Here is a 17,620-nt window from a genome sequence, read left to right as displayed (position 1 = left end):
TGAGCCGAAGAACGCGTCCTCCCGCGCCCGCACGCGGAGGACCCGGCCCGAGAAGACGCGACTGAGCTCGCGCGTCTCGGGCACGGTGCGCATCGTCGGCGCAGGCTTGCTGGGCTCGAGCATCGGTCACGCCCTGAGCGCGCTGGGTATCGACGTCGCCCTCGCCGACTCGTCGCGTGCGCAGCTGCGGCTGGCGATCGATTACGGCGCCGGCCGCGCGGCGGTCGCAGGCGACGCACCCTCCCTCGTCGTCGTGGCCGTTCCCCCGGACGTCGTCGCCGATGTCATCGAGCGCGAGCTCTCGGATTTCCCCGATGCCGTGGTGACCGATGTCGCCAGTGTGAAGCTCGAGCCGCTGCGCGATCTGCGTGCCCGTGGGGTGGATCTCGCGCGCTACATCGGATCACACCCGCTCGCCGGGCGTGAACGCGGGGGAGCGATTTCCGCGCGCGCAGACATCTTCGTGGGGCGACCGTGGGTGGTGTGCCGCGACGAGGAGACGTCCGCGAAAGACCTCGCCCTCGTGGAAGGGCTTGCTCTCGACCTCGGTGCCACGCCGCTGGAGATGACACCGGAGGAGCACGATCGATCGGTGGCACTCGTCTCGCACGTCCCTCAACTCGTCGCCAGCCTCCTGGCCGGCCGCTTCGTGGACGCGCCCGAGGGGTCGCTGCGACTGGCAGGTCACGGCGTGCGCGACACGACACGGATCGCGGCATCCGCCCCCGAGCTGTGGGTGCAGATTCTGGGCGCCAACTCCGCGCCGGTCGTCGATGTGCTCGATGCGCTCGCCGCCGACCTCTCTGCAGTCGCCGGCGCTCTGCGCGCCCCCGAGGCGCCCGGTGCCCGTCGCGCGGTCGCCGACGCGATCCGTCGCGGCAACGAGGGCGTGGAGCGGCTGCCGGGTAAGCATGGACAGAACCGGCGTTTCGAGTCGGTCGTGGTCATGGTCGACGACACCCCCGGTCAGCTCGGGCGTCTCTTCGGAGAGCTCGGCGACCTCGACGTGAACGTCGAAGACCTGCGTCTGGAGCATTCTCCCGGCGCTCAATTCGGGCTGGCCGAGATCAGCGTCGTCCCGAGCGCGGTGCGACCGGCGGTCGAAGGACTGCAGGCGCGCGGCTGGAAGATCGCGAGCACGAGCAATGACTGACCCTCAGACGATCCCATCCGCCCCCGCGCGCATCGTGGTAGCGGTGGACGGGCCCGCCGGGAGCGGCAAATCGAGCGTGTCGATGCGGGTCGCCCGCGCGCGCCGCTTCGGCTACCTCGACACGGGCGCGGCCTACCGCGCTCTCGCCTGGCACGTCCTGAAGCGCGATGTCGACCCTGCCGACGAAGGAGCCGTCCTCGCCGCGGCGGAGGACTTCGACTACGCGATCTCACTGGACCCGGATGACCGCTGGGTACGCGTGGGAGGCGTCGACGTCACCGCGGCCGTCCGCCGACCTGAGGTGAGCGCGGCCGTCAGTGCGGTCGCCAGGATCCCGGCGGTCCGGCATGCACTGACGACCTTGTTCCGCGTTCTCATCGCGGCTTCTCCGGCGGACGGCGTCGTCGTCGAGGGCCGCGACATCACCACGGTGGTGGCCCCTGACGCGTCCGTCCGCATCCTCCTCACCGCGGCGCCCGAGGTGCGCGCACGTCGTCGCAGTGCGGAGCTCGACACCGAGGATGCCGCGACCGTCGCCGACGCGCTGCACAGACGCGACGCATCCGATGCCACCGTCGTCGACTTCCTGACCGCCGCCCCCGGCGTCGTGGTCGTCGACTCCACCGAACTCGATTTCGATCAGACCGTGGACGCCGTTCTCGGCGTCATCAGCGCGGAGCTGAACACACAGACAGGAGCGCACAATGGGCGCTGAAGACGAATACGAGGGTGGGCCGGACCAGCTCGCCGAAAAGCTCGCCGACATCGATGAGGAGTTCGCCGAACAGCGGGCCGCCACGCTGCGCGCCAGCCTCTCCGAGTACGAACTGGACGACGAAGACGCGGAACTGCTCGAACTGGGCGAGATCGGCGAAGACGGCATCCAGTACTCGCCGGCGCTCCCGGTCGTGGCGATCGTCGGCCGACCCAACGTGGGCAAGTCCGCACTCGTGAACCGCATCCTCGGCCGCCGGGAAGCCGTGGTCGAAGACACCCCCGGTGTCACGCGCGACCGGGTCACGTACAAGGCCGAATGGATGGACCGGCGCTTCTCGCTGGTCGACACCGGCGGCTGGGAACCGGACGCGCGCGGCATCGATCAGTCCGTCGCGGCGCAGGCCGAAGTCGCGATCGACCTCTGCGACGTCGTGCTGTTCGTGGTCGACGCGATGGTCGGGGCGACCTCGACCGATGAGGCTGTCGTCAAACTGCTCCGTCGCAGCGGCAAGCCGGTGTTCCTCGTGGCGAACAAGATCGACGATGCTCGTCACGAGCCGGAGGCGGCGGGGCTGTGGGGCCTCGGCCTCGGCGAGCCCTACCCCGTGTCGGCGATCCACGGGCGCGGTGTGGCCGATCTGCTCGACGAGATGATGAAAGTGCTGCCCGAGGTCTCGTCGATTCCCGGCTATGAGATCGGCGGTCCCCGACGGGTGGCCATTCTCGGGCGGCCCAACGTCGGCAAATCCTCCCTGCTCAACAAGGCTGCGGGCGAAGAGCGCGTGGTCGTCAACGAGCTGGCGGGCACGACCCGCGACCCGGTCGACGAGATCGTCGAACTGGGCGGCAAGCTGTGGCGACTCGTGGACACCGCAGGCATACGGCGGCGCGTGCACCTCCAGCAGGGCGCCGACTTCTACGCTTCACTGCGCACATCGGCGGCGTTGGAGAAGGCCGAAGTCGCCGTCGTCGTGCTCGACGTCTCCCAGTCCATCTCGGAGCAGGACGTCCGCATCATCGACATGGTGCTCGAGTCGGGGCGTGCGCTCGTACTCGCGTTCAATAAGTGGGACCGTCTCACCGACGACGACCTCGAGAACGCCGACCGTCGCCGCTACCTCGAGCGCGAGATCGAGCAGGACCTCGCCCACGTCGCGTGGGCGCCGCGCGTGAACATCTCCGCCCGCACGGGTCGACACCTCGAGAAGCTCGTACCGGCCCTCGAGACGTCGCTGGCCTCGTGGGATCAGCGGATCCCCACCGGAAAATTCAATGCGTTCCTCTCCGAACTGGTCGCCGAGCACCCGCACCCGCTGCGGGGCGGCAAGCAGCCGAGGATCCTGTTCGGCACCCAGGCGGCGACACGTCCGCCGACGTTCGTGTTGTTCACGACCGGCTTCCTCGATCCCGGGTACCGGCGGTTCATCCAGCGTCGTCTGCGCGAACTGTTCGGGTTCGAGGGCACGCCCATCGTGGTGAACATGCGGGTGCGCGAGAAGCGTCAGCGCTGAGGCCGAGGCGAGGATCGGGCGTCGGACGAAGCCGCCTCCGTGCAGGTGTGAAAGGCTGATCGGGTGACGATCGAGCACCCCGAGCCTGCGGGTCCGCCCCGCCCGCACGGGCCGCGAGACCCGGGCGACGCGTGGGTCGAAGCCCCCACCGGCGAGCGCTATTGGGGCCGCTTCGGCGCCTCCGGACTGCTCGCACTCGACCGCGATCGAGGCATCCTGCTGCAGCACCGGGTCTCGTGGAGCCACTTCGGTGACACATGGGCGCTCCCCGGCGGGGCCCGCCACGCGCACGAGAGCGCGCGCGAGGGGGCACTGCGGGAGGCGGCCGAAGAGGCGGGTGTCCCGAACGCGGCGGTGCGGTGCCGGTTCGAGAGCGTTCTCGACGTCGGTGTCTGGACCTATACGACCGTGGTCGCCGATGTCGTCCGACCGTTCGAGCCGGTGATCAGCGACCCGGAGAGTCACGCTCTCGCGTGGGTGCCGATCGCAGACGTCGAACAGCTGCCGCTGCATCCGGGATTCGCGGCCTCGTGGACGCACCTGCGAGAGCTGCTGTCCGTGCATCCGGCGATCGTCGTCGACGTCGCGAACGTGATGGGCTCGGTCCCCGACGGGTGGTGGAAGGATCGGGCGGTCGCCGCGTCGCGGTTGATCGCGCGTCTCGACGGCCTGTCGGGCAGGGGAGTGGATGCAGCAGCCCTGGATCTTGCTGAGGACACGTGGTTCCCCGAGATGGTCGCGGTCCTGGAGGGCGCGGCGCGGTCGGCCGACGACGGATCGGGAGTGGTGCGTGTGGTGCGGGCGGAGGCGTCCGGCGACGACCGCATCGTCGCTGAGACGGCAGCCCTCGTCGAGGCCGGTCGCACCGTCATCGTCGTGACGAGCGATCGGGGCCTGGCAGAGCGGGTCAACGCGCTCGGGGCAGCGTCTCGCGGCGCGGGGTGGATGCTCGACCTGCTCCGCCGCTGAGGAGCCGACCTACTCGCGACCGCGGAGGTGGTCGATGTCGCGACGCTCGCGCTTGGTGGGTCGGCCCGCGCCGCGGTCGCGTGTCGCGATGACGCCGGCGAACTCCGGGGCCGGCGGCGGAGGCGTGCGGTCCTCGTAGGCCAGAGCGGCGACGGGGGCTCCGACGCGCTTCACGAGCAGCTGACGCACCACGAGGATGCGGTCGAACCCGCTGATCCTTATCCGCACCTCATCACCGACGCGCACATGCTGGGCGGCCTTGGCCTTGTCGGTGCCGAGACGGACATGTCCGGCACGGCACGCGGTCGTCGCAGCCGAACGGGTCTTGTAGACCCGCACCGCCCACAGCCATGCGTCGATGCGCACAGCGGTCGGGGCATCCGGGGTCATCCCTCCATGCTCGCACGCAGCGCGCACACGGGGAGCCTGTGGCTCACGCCGTGAGGTCGAGGGTGACGATGGTGCGATCCGGTCGGGGGCGTGCCGTCTCTCGGAAACCCGCGCGCTCGAACACCGAGAGGATTCCGTAGTAGAGGTCGTTGGCGCTCCTCGAGCTGTGCGCCGCGTCGATCGGATAGGCCTCGAGGACCCGCGCGCCCTGCTCCCGCGCGAATTCCACGGCCGCCTCCAACAGGCGGCCGTTCAGCCCCTGCCCGCGATGCTCCTTCCGGACGACGAAGCACGTGACCGCCCACACGGCGGGGTCGTCCCACGGTTCGGTGGTCGCCGCGAAGTTGCGCGTTCGGGAGAGTCGCGGCTGTCGTGTCCGCGGTCCGACCCGTACCCACGCCGCAGGCTCGCCGTCGACGTAGGCGATCAACCCCGGCGGGGTGCCCGAGTTCACCTCGTGACGAAGCAGTTCCGTCCGCTCCTCCGGGGTCGAGGCGTCGAATTCGCTTCGTGTCAACGTCCACCACTGGCACTGGCAGCCGAGCCCGTCGCCGCCTCCCGAGAAGGCGTGCTGAGCATCTTCGAAGCGCGGAGAGGCGGCGGGGACGATCGCGACGTCGGGCATGGTGCGACCGTACTGCCGGCATCCGACACCGGCAACCGCGTTCGCGGGGCTCGTGACGACCGGCTAAGATAGTGGAGTTGTCCGCTCGCGGGTGGCGAGAACTGAACATCGGGATGTGGCGCAGCTTGGTAGCGCACTTGACTGGGGGTCAAGGGGTCGCAGGTTCGAATCCTGTCATCCCGACCACGAATGGTCGGCGAAGAGCCTTCCGCAGGAATGCGGGGGGCTCTTGTCGTCTCCGGGTCGGTCGCAGAGCCCACGCCCCTCACCGGATCGCCCCGTCGCTAGATGGCCGGTCCGGCGAGAGCCCGCTGCACCGCCCCGAGCGTCGACGGGTCGAGCGCGACGATCCGGACGTCCTGGACCCGGGTGTCTGTCGCGGCCACCGTCTCGACCGCTGCCGCGATCGCGTCGCCCATCGGCCAGCCGTAGACACCGGCACTGATGAGCGGAAAGGCGACGGATCGGGCTCCGATCTCGTCCGCGACCTCGAGCGCCCGCCGGTAGCACGACACCAGCAGCGATCGGTCCCGCTGGCCGGCGGCATGATTCGGCCCGACGGTGTGGATGACCCACGTGGCCGGCAGGTCGCCCGCGGTGGTCCACCCCGCGTCGCCTGTCGCCAGCCCGCGGGGGAACCGCGCGATGCAGTCCTGGAGGATCGCAGGCCCACCGGCGCGATGGATCGCTCCGTCTACTCCTCCGCCTCCGCGCATGCCGTTGTTGGCGGCGTTGACGATCGCGTCGACGTCCTGGCGAGTGATGTCTCCGAGCACGGCGGTGAGTGTGGTCATACGTCGAGTCTGGCCCCATCCGCGCTCCCACCTGCCAAGGCGCTGAGAACTGCGGATGCCGCGGCCCGGCCGGGTTGCGGCATCCGCTCGCCCCATCGACCATGGGGGAATGGGGAGATGCGGATGACGGGGGACGGCGTTCCCGCGCCGAGCGTACGGCGAGGAAGACGATGGATGTGGTGGGCATTCGCCGCGGCCGTGGTCGTGGTCATCGCGATCGTCGCGCTGATCCCTCGTTCGGCACCGGCCTCCGCGCCGATGGAGACGGCGACGCCGACATCGACAGCGACGCCGTCTGCAGAACCGACGCCGACACCCACCCCCACCCCGACGGGCCCACCGGCCAACACCGCCGTCTACGACCTCGGGACGCTCCCCAAGATCGACGTGTTCACCGTGCTGGCCGCACTCCCGGTCGACGCCGACCCCTTCGGCGCCTTCGCCGGTTTCACCGCTCGTGCCGTCGCGGTCGGAGCGCCGGTGTTCGCCGACCCGTCGGGTCAGCCCGTCGGGTACCTGCCACGAGACGATCCGTACGACGGCACCACCGTGCCGGTCATCACGCGCGACGCGAACTGGGTGCAAGTCCTGCTCACCGGACGGGAGGCCCTCCCCTCGCAGGGGAACCCCTCGCAGGTCACCGGGTGGTTGCGCGTCGCCGACGTCGAGCTGGCCCCCGTCGTCACCAGCGTCGAGGTGAGCCTCTCCGCGCGCACGATCGACATCGTGACCAACGGGGTCCCCGAGCGCATCGCCGACGACTTCGGATCGGGGGCGGATGCCACTCCCACCCCGACGGGGCGGGCGTTCCTCATGATGACCCGCGTCGAGCCGTCGTTCTGGTACACCCGCGGTCATCCGCTCGTGTATCTGTCGGTGCAGTCCCGCACCCTGGACGGATTCGGCGGAGCCGACGTCGCCGTGACCGCGTTCCACTACCATGACGACCGGTCGGGTTCGATATCCAACGGGTGCATCCGCGTCGACCCCGGCGCCATCACGCGGCTGGCCGAACTGCCCGTCGGCACCCCCGTCGTGATCAGACCCTGATCCCCGCCCGCACCACCCCACGATGCGGCCGCATCGCCGCGTCGCCCCCGAACACCCCCACCCTAGGAGCACCTCCATGCAACAGCGTCCTCTCGGCCGAACCGGCCGCGACATCTCCGCCATCGGTCTCGGCACATGGCAGCTCGGCGCCGACTGGGGCGCGGTCGACGAAGACGACGCGCTCGCCGTCCTCGCGGCGTCCGCCGATCGCGGCGTGACGCTCTTCGACACCGCAGACGTCTACGGCGACGGCCGTTCCGAGTCGCTCATCGGACGATTCCTCGCCGAGCACCCCCGGCACGGGATCACCGTCGCGACCAAGATGGGACGTCGCGTCGACCAGGAGCCGGAGAACTACACGCCGGAGAACTTCCGCGCGTGGACCGCCCGCTCGCGGCACAACCTCGGCGTCGACACCCTGGACCTCGTGCAGCTGCACTGCCCGCCGTCGGCGGTCATCGACGACGCCGCGACATTCGACGCCCTCGACGCACTCGTCGCGGAAGGGGCGATCGCCGCGTACGGCGTCTCCGTGGAGACGACGGCGCAGGCGCTGTCGGCCATCGCCCGCCCGAACGTCACGAACGTGCAGATCATCTTCAATCCCTTCCGGCTGAAGCCTCTCGACGAGGTGCTTCCGGCGGCCGCGGACGCGGGCGTGGCGATCTTCGCGCGCGTGCCCCTGGCGAGCGGTCTCCTCTCGGGCAAGTACACGTCCGACACCACGTTCGCCGCAGACGACCACCGCAGCTACAACCGCGACGGTGCGGCCTTCGACAAGGGAGAGACCTTCTCGGGGGTGGACTTCGAGGTCGGGTTGCAGGCGGCGCGGGAACTGGCCGCTGCTCTTCCCGAGGGGGTGACGCTCCCGGCGGCGACCCTGGCATGGATCGCGTCCCAGACCGGCGTCACCACCGTGATCCCCGGAGCACGCAACGTCGATCAGGCGACCTCCAACGCCGAGGCTGCCCGGCTCGTCGAAGACGCCGCGTCCGGCTTCGACGTCCAGGCGTTCGACGCCGTCGTCCACGAGGTCTACGACCGCGATCTGCGGGCGGCGATCCACCCGCTCTGGTGAGACGACGGATGCCTCGGCCCAGACCCTGATCCGAGGCATCCGCGGCATCATTTCATCTCTTCGAAACCTGCCGATTTAGGTGCGGTGCCCTGGTGCCGATACCTTCATGTCGTGGCCGTTAACGACGCATCCCCCGCCCCGTCCGATCCGCCTGCGCGCTCCCTGAGTGCGTCGCATCCGCTGGCGCTCGCGCCGGTGACGGGACCGCCCACCTCGGTGGACGGGTTCGTCCGCGAATTCCTGCGGAATCTCAATTTCGAGCAGGGCGTCGCCCTGTCGGCAGCGAGCCCCAACGACCGGTACCTGGCGCTCGCGCACACCGTGCGCGACTACCTCATGGCGCGCTGGCTGGAAGACCAGCGGCGTCAGCTCGAGGTGCAGGCCAAAGGCGTCTGCTACCTCTCGGCCGAGTACCTGCTGGGACGCCAGCTCGACAACAACCTGCTCGCCAGCAGGCTGACGGATGTCGCGACCGAGGCGCTCGCGGCGTGCGGGATCGACCTCGACGACCTGCGTCAGCAGGAGGTCGAGCCGGGGCTCGGCAACGGCGGGCTGGGGCGCCTCGCCGCATGCTTCATCGATTCGCTCGCCACCATGAGCGTGCCGAGCATCGGCTACGGCATCCGCTACGAATACGGCATCTTCCGGCAGACCTTCGTCGACGGTCAGCAGGTCGAGCAGCCGGACGCGTGGCTGGCACTCGGTTCCCCGTGGGAGTTCCCCCACCCGGAGGCGGCTCAGACGATCTCGTTCGCCGGCCGCACGGAGAAATACGACGACGAGGGCGTCGAGCGCAGCCGCTGGATTCCGGGCTGGAACGTGCAGGCGGTGCCCTACAACTACATGGTGCCCGGCTACCACAACGGTCGCGTCAACACCCTGCGGCTGTGGCGGGCGGTGGCGACCAACGCCTTCGATCTGCGCATCTTCAACTCGGGCGACTACGAGGAGGCGGTCCGCGCGCAGACCTTCGCCGAGAACATCTCCAAGGTGCTGTACCCCGAGGACTCCACTCCGCAGGGCAAGGAGCTGCGCCTGCAGCAGCAGTACTTCTTCGTCGCCGCGTCCATCCATGACTTCTTCGACTACGTCCTCGCCGAGGACTACGACCTCGCGAAGCTGCCCGACCGCGTCATCTTCCAGCTCAACGACACCCACCCCGTGATCGCGGTGCCGGAATTCATGCGCGTCCTCGTCGACGAGAAGCACATGGAGTGGGATGCCGCGTGGGCGATCACGCAGCAGTGCTTCGCCTACACCTGCCACACGCTGCTGCCTGAGGCGCTCGAGGTGTGGTCGGTGGACCTCCTCGGTCGCCTGCTGCCTCGCCACCTCGAGATCATCTACCGCATCAACGACGAGTTCCTCCTGGCCGTGCGTGAGCGATTCGGCGACGACGAGATGCGCATCCGCAACATGTCGATCATCTCCGACTTCCCGGAGCGGTCGGTGCGCATGGCGTATCTCGCGACCGTCGCCGGAGCGAAGGTCAACGGTGTCGCTGAGCTCCACTCCCAGCTGCTGCGCGACAAGGTGCTGCCCGACTTCAACGAGTTCTTCCCGGGCAAGTTCACGAACGTCACGAACGGCGTCACGCCCCGGCGCTTCATCCGCCTCGCCAACCCGCAGCTGGCCACGCTCATCACGGAGGCACTGGGGGCGGGCTGGACCGTCGATCTCGAGCGCCTGCGCGGCCTCGAGGTCTTCGCCGAAGATCCCGAGTTCCGCGCGCGGTTCGCTGAAGTGAAGGCCGCGAACAAACGCCGCCTGAGCGAAGTCCTCCTCGCGCGCGACGGCTTCGAGGTGTCCGACGGGCACATGCTGGACGTGATGGTCAAGCGTCTGCACGAGTACAAGCGGCAGATGCTCAAGGTGCTGCACATCGTCACGAGCTACGAGAGCATCGTGTCGGGTCGGATCGCGGCGTCCGACGTGCAGCCTCGCACGTTCATCTTCGGCGCCAAGGCCGCGCCGGGCTACGCGATGGCCAAGCGCATCATCCACCTCATCAACGCGGTCGGCTCCGTCGTCAACGCCGACCCGCGCGTCGAGGGCAGGCTGAAGGTCATCTTCCCCCCGAACTACAACGTGACCCTTGCGGAGCGCGTCATCCCGGCGGCAGACCTGTCGGAGCAGATCTCCCTCGCCGGCAAGGAGGCGTCCGGCACGGGCAACATGAAGTTCGCACTGAACGGCGCTCTCACGATCGGCACGGACGACGGCGCGAATGTCGAGATCCGCGAGCTGGTCGGGGATGAGAACTTCTTCCTCTTCGGCATGACCGAGCCCGAGGTCGAGGCGCTCTGGGAGAGCGGGTACCGGCCGAGCGAGTTCTATCAGAACGACGAGCAGCTGCGCCGGGCGATCGACCTGATCGCATCGGGTGCGTTCTCCGGCGGCGACCGGACGGTGTTCGAGCCGATCGTCTCGAACCTGCTCTACGACGACCGGTTCATGGTGCTGGCGGACTACGCGACCTACATCGCGGAACAGGCGAAGGTCGACGCGGCGTACGCGGACGAGGACGGCTGGACCCGCTCCGCGATCCTCAACGTCGCCCGAAGCGGCTACTTCTCGTCCGACCGTTCTATGCGGGACTACATCGACCGCATCTGGCACACGCCCCCGTCCTACTGAGGTCCGGCGGCGAGGACCATCCACAGATCGGCGTCGTGCCACCGGACGTGAATCGCAGACGTGCTAGACACGCGTCATGAGTCCGATCGACGCGCACCCCGGTGCGATCGTGGCGACCGTGCTGGCCTTCCTGCTGCTGGCGGTCGTGAGCGTCGTGCTCACGGTCATCGATCTGCGTGAGCACCGCCTGCCGAACAGGATCGTGCTGCCGCTGTATCCGGCCGTGCTCGCACTCCTGGCCATCGCGTGTGTGTTCGGCAGCCCCTGGACGTGGCTGCTGCGGGCGGCCGTCAGCGGTGCGACCCTGTTCGTCTTCTACGCGCTGATGCGTGGCGTGAGTGGGCGCGGCGTGGGCGGTGGGGACGTGAAGCTCGCCGGCGTGATCGGCCTGTATCTCGGGTGGGTCGGCTGGGGCGCTCTGGTGGTCGGCACGGTGTCGGGGTTCCTCATCGGGGGAGCGGTCGCTGTCGCCCTTCTCGCCGCCCGGCGCGCGAATCGGTCCACGGCGATTCCTTTCGGCCCGTGCCTCCTGGCCGGCGCGTGGGTCGGCATCCTCGTCGGCGAAACTCCGGCAGCGGCCTATCTCGGCCTCTGACGGGGGTCAAGGCCCGATCGCCCGGTCGGGCGGACGATAACCTGAGCGCATGGCTGAGACCGAGGCATCCCCGCCCCTGCTGACCCGACTGATCGCCGGCGCGCTGAAGCGCAAGCCCGTGCGCGCACTCCTGCTGTACGTGGAGCACCGCGGGCCGATGCTGGCGGACAGCGTCACGTATCGGACGCTCTTCAGCGTCTTCGCGGGTGTCGCTCTGGGCTTCTCGCTCGCGGCGATCTGGCTGGCCGGCAACGAGCAGGCCCTGAACGCGCTCGTGGAGTCGGTGGACGCCGTCGTGCCGGGGCTCGTCGGCGAGGACGCGTTGATCAACCCGGCGCTGATCAAGGCCCCCACCGGCTTCACGGTCGCGGGGGTGATCTCGCTGATCGGTCTCGTGGGCGCGGCGATCGGCGCGATCGGTTCGCTGCGGACCGCCATCCGCCTGCTCGCCGACAACGTGTACGGCGACATCCTCCCCGTCTTCGTCATTCTTCGGAACCTGGTGCTCGCGATCGTGATCGGTGCGGCGCTCGTCGCCGCTGCCGCCGCGACGTTCCTGGCGACGTCGGGGGTGGGGATCGTGAGCGGATGGTTCGGGATCTCGGCCGAGGATCCCCTCACGCGCACGCTCACGCGCGTCGCCTCGATCGTGGTCGTCTTCATCCTCGACACCGGCGTCGTCGCTGTGCTCTACGTCACCCTTTCCGGGGTCAAGGCGTCCGCTCGTTCGTTGTGGACCGGGGCGGTCATCGGCGGAGTGGGCCTGATCGCGCTGCAGGAGCTCTCCGGCCTGTTCGTCGGAGGCGCCTCGAACAACCCGCTGCTGGTGACTTTCGCCTCGCTCATCGCCCTGCTCCTGTGGCTCAATCTGTCGGCTCAGGTGATCTTGATCGCGTGCGCCTACATCATCACCGGAGTGGACGAGGAGAAGGACCGCGTGCGCGCGAGATTCGGCGCTTCGACGTTCGCGCAGCGCCGCATGAAGCAGGCCGAGCGGGCGGTTCAGGTCGCGTCGGACGAACTGGCCGCAGCCCGAGAGGTCGAGCAGCAGGAGCGCGAGAAAGCCGACGCCTGACGGCAGCGGCTCCCCTCACCGCGCGTAGCGCTCGACGAACGCGCGCAGGATGTCACGGGGGTGGCTCACGGTGGTGCGCAGGACGGCATCCAGTGTCGTCTGCAGCTCGCCGGGGGAGAAGTAGCCGTGATCGGCGTACGCGTGGATGCGTGTGGTGATGCCTGCAGCATCCAGTTCAGGGTGGAACTGGGTCGCGTAGACATTCTCGCCGACGCGGAACATCTGCACGGGGCATGTGGGCGAGGAGGCCAGCAGCGTCGCCGACGACGGCAGCACGCGGATCGCCTCCTTGTGTCCGACGAAGGCGTCGAACTGACGGGGGAGACCGGCCAGCAGCGGGTCCGCGACCCCGGCCTCCGTCATCGTGACGGGGACGATGCTGATCGGCTCGCGGTACAGGTCGTCGATCGCCGCGTGCAGATGGGTGCCCACCGTCCCGATGCCGTAGCACGCGCCCAGGAACGGGAAGTCGAGGTCGATGACCCGGTGCAGGAGGGCGTCGATCTCCGCCTCGACACGGCGCTGCACCGCCGACTTCTTCTCGAGGGGGTCGGACGCGTTGAACGGGCCGCCGCCGACGAAGATGCCGGAGTAGTCCTCGAGGTCGAGGTGCGGCATCGGCTGGGCTTCCAGGCGGATGCGCACGAGCTGTTCGGGGTCGAGGCCGGCGAAGCGCAGGAAGAGGGCGTACTCCTCGTCGGCGGGGACATCCTCGGCGCGGGTGGCGAGCAGCACGAACGGTTTCACCCTTCGACGATAGTCGGGGCTCCGCGGCGGAAGCGGCGGCGGGAGGTGTGCCGGCGTCGCCGGACGCGCCTAGGCTGTGTCCATGGCTATTGCACGACTTTCCGGAGGCCCGCTCGACGGGCAGGTCCTTCCCCTCGACCCCACGGTCGACGACGCGCTGATCGTTCCCTACGGTGAGGGGCAGATCATCTACCACCGTGACGGCTCGCTCGAGAACACCGGTGACGATGACGGTCCGACGGAGGCCCGCTTCGTCTACGTCGAGGCGACCGAGGACATCAACCCCGACCCCGACGGCCGAGACGAGTAGGTCGATGGCATCGGCGCCGGATGCCGCATCCGGTCGCTCTCATTCGGTAGAGGTCGAGGAGAAGTTCGACGTCGACTCCGACACTCCACTGCCCGACTGGCTCGCCATCCCGGGTGTCTTCGCCGTCGGCGATCCGGAAGAGCGGGATCTCGATGCGCAGTATCTCGACACGGCGGAGCTCGCGCTCGGTCGCGCGGGCTACGCACTGAGGCGACGCACGGGCGGTCACGACGCGGGCTGGCATGTCAAGGGCCCGGTCGTCGGCGGCGGACGGGTCGAGCTGGGGTGGCCCCTCGGCGACGATGACGCGGTTCCCGACGCCATCCGCGAAGAGCTCGCAGCGGTGACAAATGCCGCGTTCGAGCCGCTCGCCCGGATACGGAACGCCCGTACCGCCTATGCGCTGCTGTCGCCCTCGGGGTCGGTCGTCGCCGAGTTCGTCGACGACCGCGTTCGCGCGACCGACGAACGCGAAGGCAGTGTCCGCGAATGGCGGGAGTGGGAAGTCGAACTCGGGCCCGCCGGGCCGGAAACCGACGAGGAGCGGAAAGCGTTCTTCACCGCGGTGGAGGCCGCCGTACTCGCCGCGGGAGCGCGCCACGCGTCATCCGCCTCCAAGCTGGCCCGCGCGCTGGGACTCGCCTCGCGGCGTTGAGCCCACGGACGCCGTCGACGAAACGAACAGAACGAAACGCCCCTGCGCATGCGCAGGGGCGTTTCCGTTCGCATTGTTCGCTCCATGACCGGAGCGACGAGGCTCAGAGGTTGATCATGTGACCGGCGAGGCCGTGGAAGGCCTCCTGCACGGCCTCGGACAGCGTCGGGTGCGTGTGCACGTTGCGCGCGGTCTCGAGCGCCGTGAGGTCCCACTTCTGGGCCAGGGTCAACTCGGGGAGCAGTTCCGACACGTCGGGGCCGATCAGGTGGCCGCCGATCAGCTCGAGGTGCTCGGCGTCGGCGATCAGCTTGACGAAGCCGATGGGCTCGCCGAGGCCGTTCGCTTTGCCGTTCGCGCTGAACGGGAACTTCGCGACCTTGACGTCGTAACCGGCGTCGCGCGCCTGCTGCTCGGTGAGTCCGAAGGAGGCGATCTGCGGGGAGCAGAATGTGGCGCGCGGCATCATCCGGTAGTCGCCGAGGGTCATGGTCTCGGCCTTGCCGATCGTCTCCGCGGCCACTACCCCCTGCGCTTCGGCCACGTGCGCCAGCTGCAGCTTGGCGGTGACATCTCCGATCGCGAAGATGTGCGGCACGTTGGTGCGCATGTAGTCGTCGATCGCGATGGCGCCGCGGTCGGTGAGCTCGACGCCGGTCTTCTCGAGGCCGAATCCGTCGACCTTCGGAGCGAACCCGATCGACATCAGCACGCGGTCGGCCTCGATCGACGCCTGGGCGCCGTCCTTGGGCGTGTAGGTGACCGTCACCTTGTCGCCGGAATCGACGACCGTCTCGACCTTGGTCGAGGTGAGGATGTCGACACCGTACTTCTTGTACTGGCGGGCGATCTCCTTCGAGACGTCGGCGTCCTCATTGGGAAGCGCGCGATCGAGGAACTCGATGATCGTCACCTTGACGCCGTAGTTCACCAGAACGAAGGCGAACTCCATGCCGATCGCTCCCGCTCCGACGATCACGATCGACTTCGGCAATTCGCGATTGAGGATCTGCTCCTCGTACGTCACGACGTTGTCGCTGAGCGACACACCCGGGAGAAGCCGCACGGTGGAACCCGTCGAGATGATGGCGTTGTCGAACGTGATGTCCTCGGTGGAGCCGTCCGACTTCGTCACGGTGATGGCCTTCGGGCCGGTGAACGACCCGCGTCCCTCGTACTCGGTCACCTTGTTCTTCTTCATCAGGAAGTGGATGCCCTTGACATGGGTGTCCGCCACCTTGCGGCTGCGGTCCCACGCCACACCGAAGTCGAACGACACCTCGCCGGAGATGCCGAACAGGTCGGCCTGATCGTGGAAGATGTGGGCGAGGTCGGCGTTGCGCAGGAGCGCCTTGGAGGGGATGCAGCCGACATTCAGGCAGACACCACCCCAGTACTTCTCTTCGATGATCGCAACCGAGAGTCCGAGTTGGGCGCTGCGGACGGCCGCGACGTAACCGCCGGGACCCGCGCCGAGAATGACGACGTCGTAATGAGGCATGGTTCCAGCCTATCGCTCGGCGGGGTCGTCGGAACCGGAGCCGGAGGGGGTCGGGGAGGCCTTCGGCTGGGCCGCCGACAGGTCCCGTGTGCGGCGGGCCCGGGAGACGAGGAGGTAGACGACCGCGGCCACGACGAGGAGGGCGACGACCCCCAGGATCCACGGCAGCGGGCTGGCGTCACCGGAGGGCGCCGGGGCTGACGTGGGCGCGGTGGTCGGGACGACCGAGGCCTCACTCGGTGTCGGGGCAGCGGTCGGTGTGGTCGTCGCGGACGCACTGGCCGTCGCAGCCGGGGTCGGTGCACCGGTGGCCGTGAAGGCGAACTGGCCGGAGATCGGATGGCCGTCGCCCGACGCGACGCGCCAGAGCACGGTGACGGTCCCGGTCGCCGTCCCGGCGAGGGCCTGCGTCACGGTGTTGTCCTGCACGGACGGCGCGCCGTCCAGGAGCGAAGTACCCGCGGCATCCGTCACCTGCAGTTCGGCCGAGCCCTCGTCGGTCAGCAGCGGACCGCTGAAGGTCAGCGTCAGCTGCGCGGGCAGCGCCTCCACGGTCGAGTCCGCGGCGGGGTCGCTGCCGATCAGCTCGTCGTGCGCCGATGCTGCGAGCGGCGCGACGAAGACGAGGGCGAAAGCCGCGAGCACGGATGCTGCGACCACGGTCAGCCGACGGGGCGCCTGAGCGCGGCGGCGAGTGTACGTGTCCATCCCGTCCAGCCTAGGCCGCGGCATCCGGGCGGTTCCTGCGTGCGGGTGCCGTATGACGGCGGTGTGAATTCTGGATGGGGGTTCGTTGCCGCCCGTGACGTGGCAGAGGTTCCGGAGTAGCGTGCGGTCCAGGCGGCCATTCCGCCGTCGGGACGACCGAACAGGATGAGGTGCGCGATGGACTCGATGATGATGGACGCGATGTCGAAGGACATGATGTCGATGCCCGGGATGGACATGATGGACATGTCGGTGATGCAGGCAGCGATGGACGCCTGCGCGGCCTGCGAACAAGCATGCACGGTGTGCTCGATGCAGATGATGTCGTGCGCCGCCGCGTGCATGAACTGCGCGGACATGTGCAACACGATGATGCGCGCGATGCTGCGGATGCAGGGGATGACCGGCGCGAGCATGATGGCGATGCTCGACGCCTGTATCGCGATGTGTCAGACGTGCATGGACGAATGCATGGAGCACGCAGCGGAGAGCGACGTCTGCAGGATGTGCGCCGACTCGTGCAAGGCCTGCATGGATGCGTGCATGGCGATGAAGGACTCGATGATGAAGATGGCCAGCTGAACGGACGACTATTTCCCGCGGGACGACCCGCGCTCCGGTCGGTCAGCCGATCGGTTGGACGTTGAACCAGGTGCGCCCGACGGCGAGCACGTGATAGCGCTCGTGGAGCGCGACCGGCGTGCCCACCTCGACGGCGCGAGCGGCGCCCGCGCCGCTCCATACGACGGTCGGCGTGCCCTCGGAGACCGCGTGCACCGTGAGCGAGCCATCGGCGTGGGTGGACCCGACCACCGCGTCCACCCACTCGCCCGGAGTCGCCGAGGCGAGGCGGGCCTGGATGAGGTGTACGGCATGGCCCGGAGCGAAGGTCGAGCACGGCTCGCCGTGGATGCACATGCACGCCGCACGCTCACGCACCGTCAGGGCGGAAATGTGGTTGTGCGGGCTCGACACGGGAGTGCTCCAGTCAGTAGTTTCGAATACTCGAAGGCTAGGACGAAGCCGCGCACAGGTCGCGGCCGGTGACACACACCGAAACATTGCCGACGACGTTCCCCCGGACCCTGTCGGCGCCCGTCGGGCC

The 17,620-nt window shown here is 68.9% G+C and carries 19 protein-coding genes and 1 tRNA gene; 13 read left to right on the top strand and 7 right to left on the bottom strand.

Annotation, left to right across the window (positions count from 1 at the left end):
• The first annotated feature begins 61 nt into the window (after window positions 1-61).
• The 4 genes from ACFM35_RS07410 (at window position 62) to ACFM35_RS07395 (ending at window position 4,350) form a co-directional block, all read left to right on the top strand.
• Window positions 62-1,153 (top strand): prephenate dehydrogenase, encoded by a 1,092-nt coding sequence (locus ACFM35_RS07410; protein WP_378840690.1) that lies wholly within the window; start codon window positions 62-64, stop codon window positions 1,151-1,153.
• Window positions 1,146-1,868, top strand: coding sequence for a (d)CMP kinase (gene cmk / locus ACFM35_RS07405; RefSeq protein WP_378840332.1), 723 nt, complete (start codon window positions 1,146-1,148; stop codon window positions 1,866-1,868). The genes ACFM35_RS07410 and cmk overlap by 8 nt, the downstream gene beginning before the upstream one ends.
• Window positions 1,858-3,381 (top strand): ribosome biogenesis GTPase Der, encoded by a 1,524-nt coding sequence (der, locus tag ACFM35_RS07400; protein WP_378840329.1) that lies wholly within the window; start codon window positions 1,858-1,860, stop codon window positions 3,379-3,381. Before cmk ends, der begins: the two co-directional genes overlap by 11 nt.
• Window positions 3,382-3,444: 63 nt before the next feature.
• On the top strand, window positions 3,445-4,350 hold the full coding sequence (locus ACFM35_RS07395) for an NUDIX domain-containing protein (protein WP_378840326.1): 906 nt from the start codon (window positions 3,445-3,447) through the stop codon (window positions 4,348-4,350).
• Window positions 4,351-4,359: 9 nt separating this feature from the next.
• Here ACFM35_RS07395 and ACFM35_RS07390 read toward each other — a convergent pair whose 3' ends face one another.
• Both ACFM35_RS07390 and ACFM35_RS07385 read right to left on the bottom strand, forming a co-directional pair.
• Window positions 4,360-4,740 carry an RNA-binding S4 domain-containing protein gene (locus tag ACFM35_RS07390; RefSeq protein WP_378840323.1) on the bottom strand — a complete coding sequence of 127 codons (381 nt, stop codon included), beginning with the start codon at window positions 4,738-4,740 and terminating at the stop codon, window positions 4,360-4,362.
• Between the two features lie 43 nt (window positions 4,741-4,783).
• Window positions 4,784-5,365 carry a GNAT family N-acetyltransferase gene (locus tag ACFM35_RS07385; protein ID WP_378840320.1) on the bottom strand — a complete coding sequence of 194 codons (582 nt, stop codon included), beginning with the start codon at window positions 5,363-5,365 and terminating at the stop codon, window positions 4,784-4,786.
• A gap of 109 nt (window positions 5,366-5,474) precedes the next feature.
• On the opposite strand from ACFM35_RS07385, the gene ACFM35_RS07380 reads away from it, so the two are divergent.
• Window positions 5,475-5,551: transfer RNA gene (locus ACFM35_RS07380), tRNA-Pro, on the top strand.
• 98 nt (window positions 5,552-5,649) lie between these two features.
• Here the strand turns inward: ACFM35_RS07380 and ACFM35_RS07375 are convergent.
• The gene (locus ACFM35_RS07375) at window positions 5,650-6,159 is read right to left on the bottom strand and encodes an O-acetyl-ADP-ribose deacetylase (protein WP_378840318.1); all 510 of its coding nucleotides are present in this window, start codon (window positions 6,157-6,159) and stop codon (window positions 5,650-5,652) included.
• 174 nt (window positions 6,160-6,333) lie between these two features.
• Between ACFM35_RS07375 and ACFM35_RS07370 the strand changes: the two genes are divergently transcribed.
• The 5 genes from ACFM35_RS07370 to ACFM35_RS07350 all read left to right on the top strand — a co-directional run bounded on the left by ACFM35_RS07370 (window position 6,334) and on the right by ACFM35_RS07350 (window position 12,594).
• Window positions 6,334-7,209: a L,D-transpeptidase gene (locus ACFM35_RS07370; RefSeq protein ID WP_378840315.1), complete on the top strand. Its 876-nt coding sequence runs from the start codon at window positions 6,334-6,336 to the stop codon at window positions 7,207-7,209.
• 76 nt (window positions 7,210-7,285) lie between these two features.
• Window positions 7,286-8,287: an aldo/keto reductase gene (locus ACFM35_RS07365; protein ID WP_378840312.1), complete on the top strand. Its 1,002-nt coding sequence runs from the start codon at window positions 7,286-7,288 to the stop codon at window positions 8,285-8,287.
• A gap of 162 nt (window positions 8,288-8,449) precedes the next feature.
• The gene (locus tag ACFM35_RS07360; protein ID WP_378840687.1) at window positions 8,450-10,924 is read left to right on the top strand and encodes a glycogen/starch/alpha-glucan phosphorylase; all 2,475 of its coding nucleotides are present in this window, start codon (window positions 8,450-8,452) and stop codon (window positions 10,922-10,924) included.
• 76 nt (window positions 10,925-11,000) lie between these two features.
• On the top strand, window positions 11,001-11,519 hold the full coding sequence (locus ACFM35_RS07355) for a prepilin peptidase (protein WP_378840309.1): 519 nt from the start codon (window positions 11,001-11,003) through the stop codon (window positions 11,517-11,519).
• A 49-nt stretch (window positions 11,520-11,568) separates the two neighbouring features.
• The gene (locus ACFM35_RS07350) at window positions 11,569-12,594 is read left to right on the top strand and encodes a YihY/virulence factor BrkB family protein (RefSeq protein WP_378840306.1); all 1,026 of its coding nucleotides are present in this window, start codon (window positions 11,569-11,571) and stop codon (window positions 12,592-12,594) included.
• Between the two features lie 15 nt (window positions 12,595-12,609).
• On the opposite strand, the gene ACFM35_RS07345 is transcribed toward ACFM35_RS07350, so the two are convergent.
• Window positions 12,610-13,341, bottom strand: coding sequence for a glutamine amidotransferase (locus tag ACFM35_RS07345; RefSeq protein ID WP_378840304.1), 732 nt, complete (start codon window positions 13,339-13,341; stop codon window positions 12,610-12,612).
• 82 nt (window positions 13,342-13,423) lie between these two features.
• Here ACFM35_RS07345 and ACFM35_RS07340 point away from each other — a divergent pair, with 82 nt between their 5' ends.
• Together ACFM35_RS07340 and ACFM35_RS07335 are read left to right on the top strand one after the other, a co-directional pair.
• Entirely contained in the window at window positions 13,424-13,651 is a 228-nt protein-coding gene (locus ACFM35_RS07340; protein WP_378840301.1) for a response regulator, read from the top strand.
• Window positions 13,652-13,655: 4 nt separating this feature from the next.
• Entirely contained in the window at window positions 13,656-14,306 is a 651-nt protein-coding gene (locus ACFM35_RS07335; protein WP_378840299.1) for a CYTH domain-containing protein, read from the top strand.
• Between the two features lie 103 nt (window positions 14,307-14,409).
• Here the strand turns inward: ACFM35_RS07335 and lpdA are convergent, their stop codons facing one another.
• The gene (gene lpdA, locus ACFM35_RS07330; RefSeq protein ID WP_378840296.1) at window positions 14,410-15,807 is read right to left on the bottom strand and encodes a dihydrolipoyl dehydrogenase; all 1,398 of its coding nucleotides are present in this window, start codon (window positions 15,805-15,807) and stop codon (window positions 14,410-14,412) included.
• 9 nt (window positions 15,808-15,816) lie between these two features.
• Window positions 15,817-16,515, bottom strand: coding sequence for a copper resistance CopC family protein (locus ACFM35_RS07325; protein WP_378840294.1), 699 nt, complete (start codon window positions 16,513-16,515; stop codon window positions 15,817-15,819).
• Between the two features lie 177 nt (window positions 16,516-16,692).
• On the opposite strand from ACFM35_RS07325, the gene ACFM35_RS07320 reads away from it, so the two are divergent.
• Window positions 16,693-17,097 (top strand): four-helix bundle copper-binding protein, encoded by a 405-nt coding sequence (locus ACFM35_RS07320; RefSeq protein WP_378840291.1) that lies wholly within the window; start codon window positions 16,693-16,695, stop codon window positions 17,095-17,097.
• Window positions 17,098-17,139: 42 nt separating this feature from the next.
• Here the strand turns inward: ACFM35_RS07320 and ACFM35_RS07315 are convergent, their stop codons facing one another.
• Entirely contained in the window at window positions 17,140-17,433 is a 294-nt protein-coding gene (locus tag ACFM35_RS07315) for a hypothetical protein (RefSeq protein ID WP_378840288.1), read from the bottom strand.
• Window positions 17,434-17,620 lie beyond the last annotated feature (187 nt).

It is taken from the genome of Microbacterium songi (assembly GCF_042747925.1).
Classification (GTDB): domain Bacteria; phylum Actinomycetota; class Actinomycetes; order Actinomycetales; family Microbacteriaceae; genus Microbacterium.
The sequence above is the reverse complement of the archived record's forward strand: the minus strand, read 5'-3'. Positions and strand labels throughout refer to the sequence as shown.

Bases quoted from the DNA above. Each gene is read 5' to 3' on its own strand.
- ACFM35_RS07320 (WP_378840291.1), top strand. From the start codon at position 16,693: ATGGACTCGATGATGATGGACGCGATGTCGAAGGACATGATGTCGATG.
- ACFM35_RS07385 (WP_378840320.1), bottom strand. From the start codon at position 5,365: ATGCCCGACGTCGCGATCGTCCCCGCCGCCTCTCCGCGCTTCGAAGAT.
- cmk (WP_378840332.1), top strand. From the start codon at position 1,146: ATGACTGACCCTCAGACGATCCCATCCGCCCCCGCGCGCATCGTGGTA.
- ACFM35_RS07370 (WP_378840315.1), top strand. From the start codon at position 6,334: ATGTGGTGGGCATTCGCCGCGGCCGTGGTCGTGGTCATCGCGATCGTC.
- ACFM35_RS07355 (WP_378840309.1), top strand. From the start codon at position 11,001: ATGAGTCCGATCGACGCGCACCCCGGTGCGATCGTGGCGACCGTGCTG.
- ACFM35_RS07375 (WP_378840318.1), bottom strand. From the start codon at position 6,159: ATGACCACACTCACCGCCGTGCTCGGAGACATCACTCGCCAGGACGTC.
- ACFM35_RS07340 (WP_378840301.1), top strand. From the start codon at position 13,424: ATGGCTATTGCACGACTTTCCGGAGGCCCGCTCGACGGGCAGGTCCTT.
- ACFM35_RS07335 (WP_378840299.1), top strand. From the start codon at position 13,656: ATGGCATCGGCGCCGGATGCCGCATCCGGTCGCTCTCATTCGGTAGAG.
- ACFM35_RS07390 (WP_378840323.1), bottom strand. From the start codon at position 4,740: ATGACCCCGGATGCCCCGACCGCTGTGCGCATCGACGCATGGCTGTGG.
- ACFM35_RS07315 (WP_378840288.1), bottom strand. From the start codon at position 17,433: ATGTGCATCCACGGCGAGCCGTGCTCGACCTTCGCTCCGGGCCATGCC.
- ACFM35_RS07365 (WP_378840312.1), top strand. From the start codon at position 7,286: ATGCAACAGCGTCCTCTCGGCCGAACCGGCCGCGACATCTCCGCCATC.
- lpdA (WP_378840296.1), bottom strand. From the start codon at position 15,807: ATGCCTCATTACGACGTCGTCATTCTCGGCGCGGGTCCCGGCGGTTAC.
- ACFM35_RS07325 (WP_378840294.1), bottom strand. From the start codon at position 16,515: ATGGACACGTACACTCGCCGCCGCGCTCAGGCGCCCCGTCGGCTGACC.
- ACFM35_RS07350 (WP_378840306.1), top strand. From the start codon at position 11,569: ATGGCTGAGACCGAGGCATCCCCGCCCCTGCTGACCCGACTGATCGCC.
- der (WP_378840329.1), top strand. From the start codon at position 1,858: ATGGGCGCTGAAGACGAATACGAGGGTGGGCCGGACCAGCTCGCCGAA.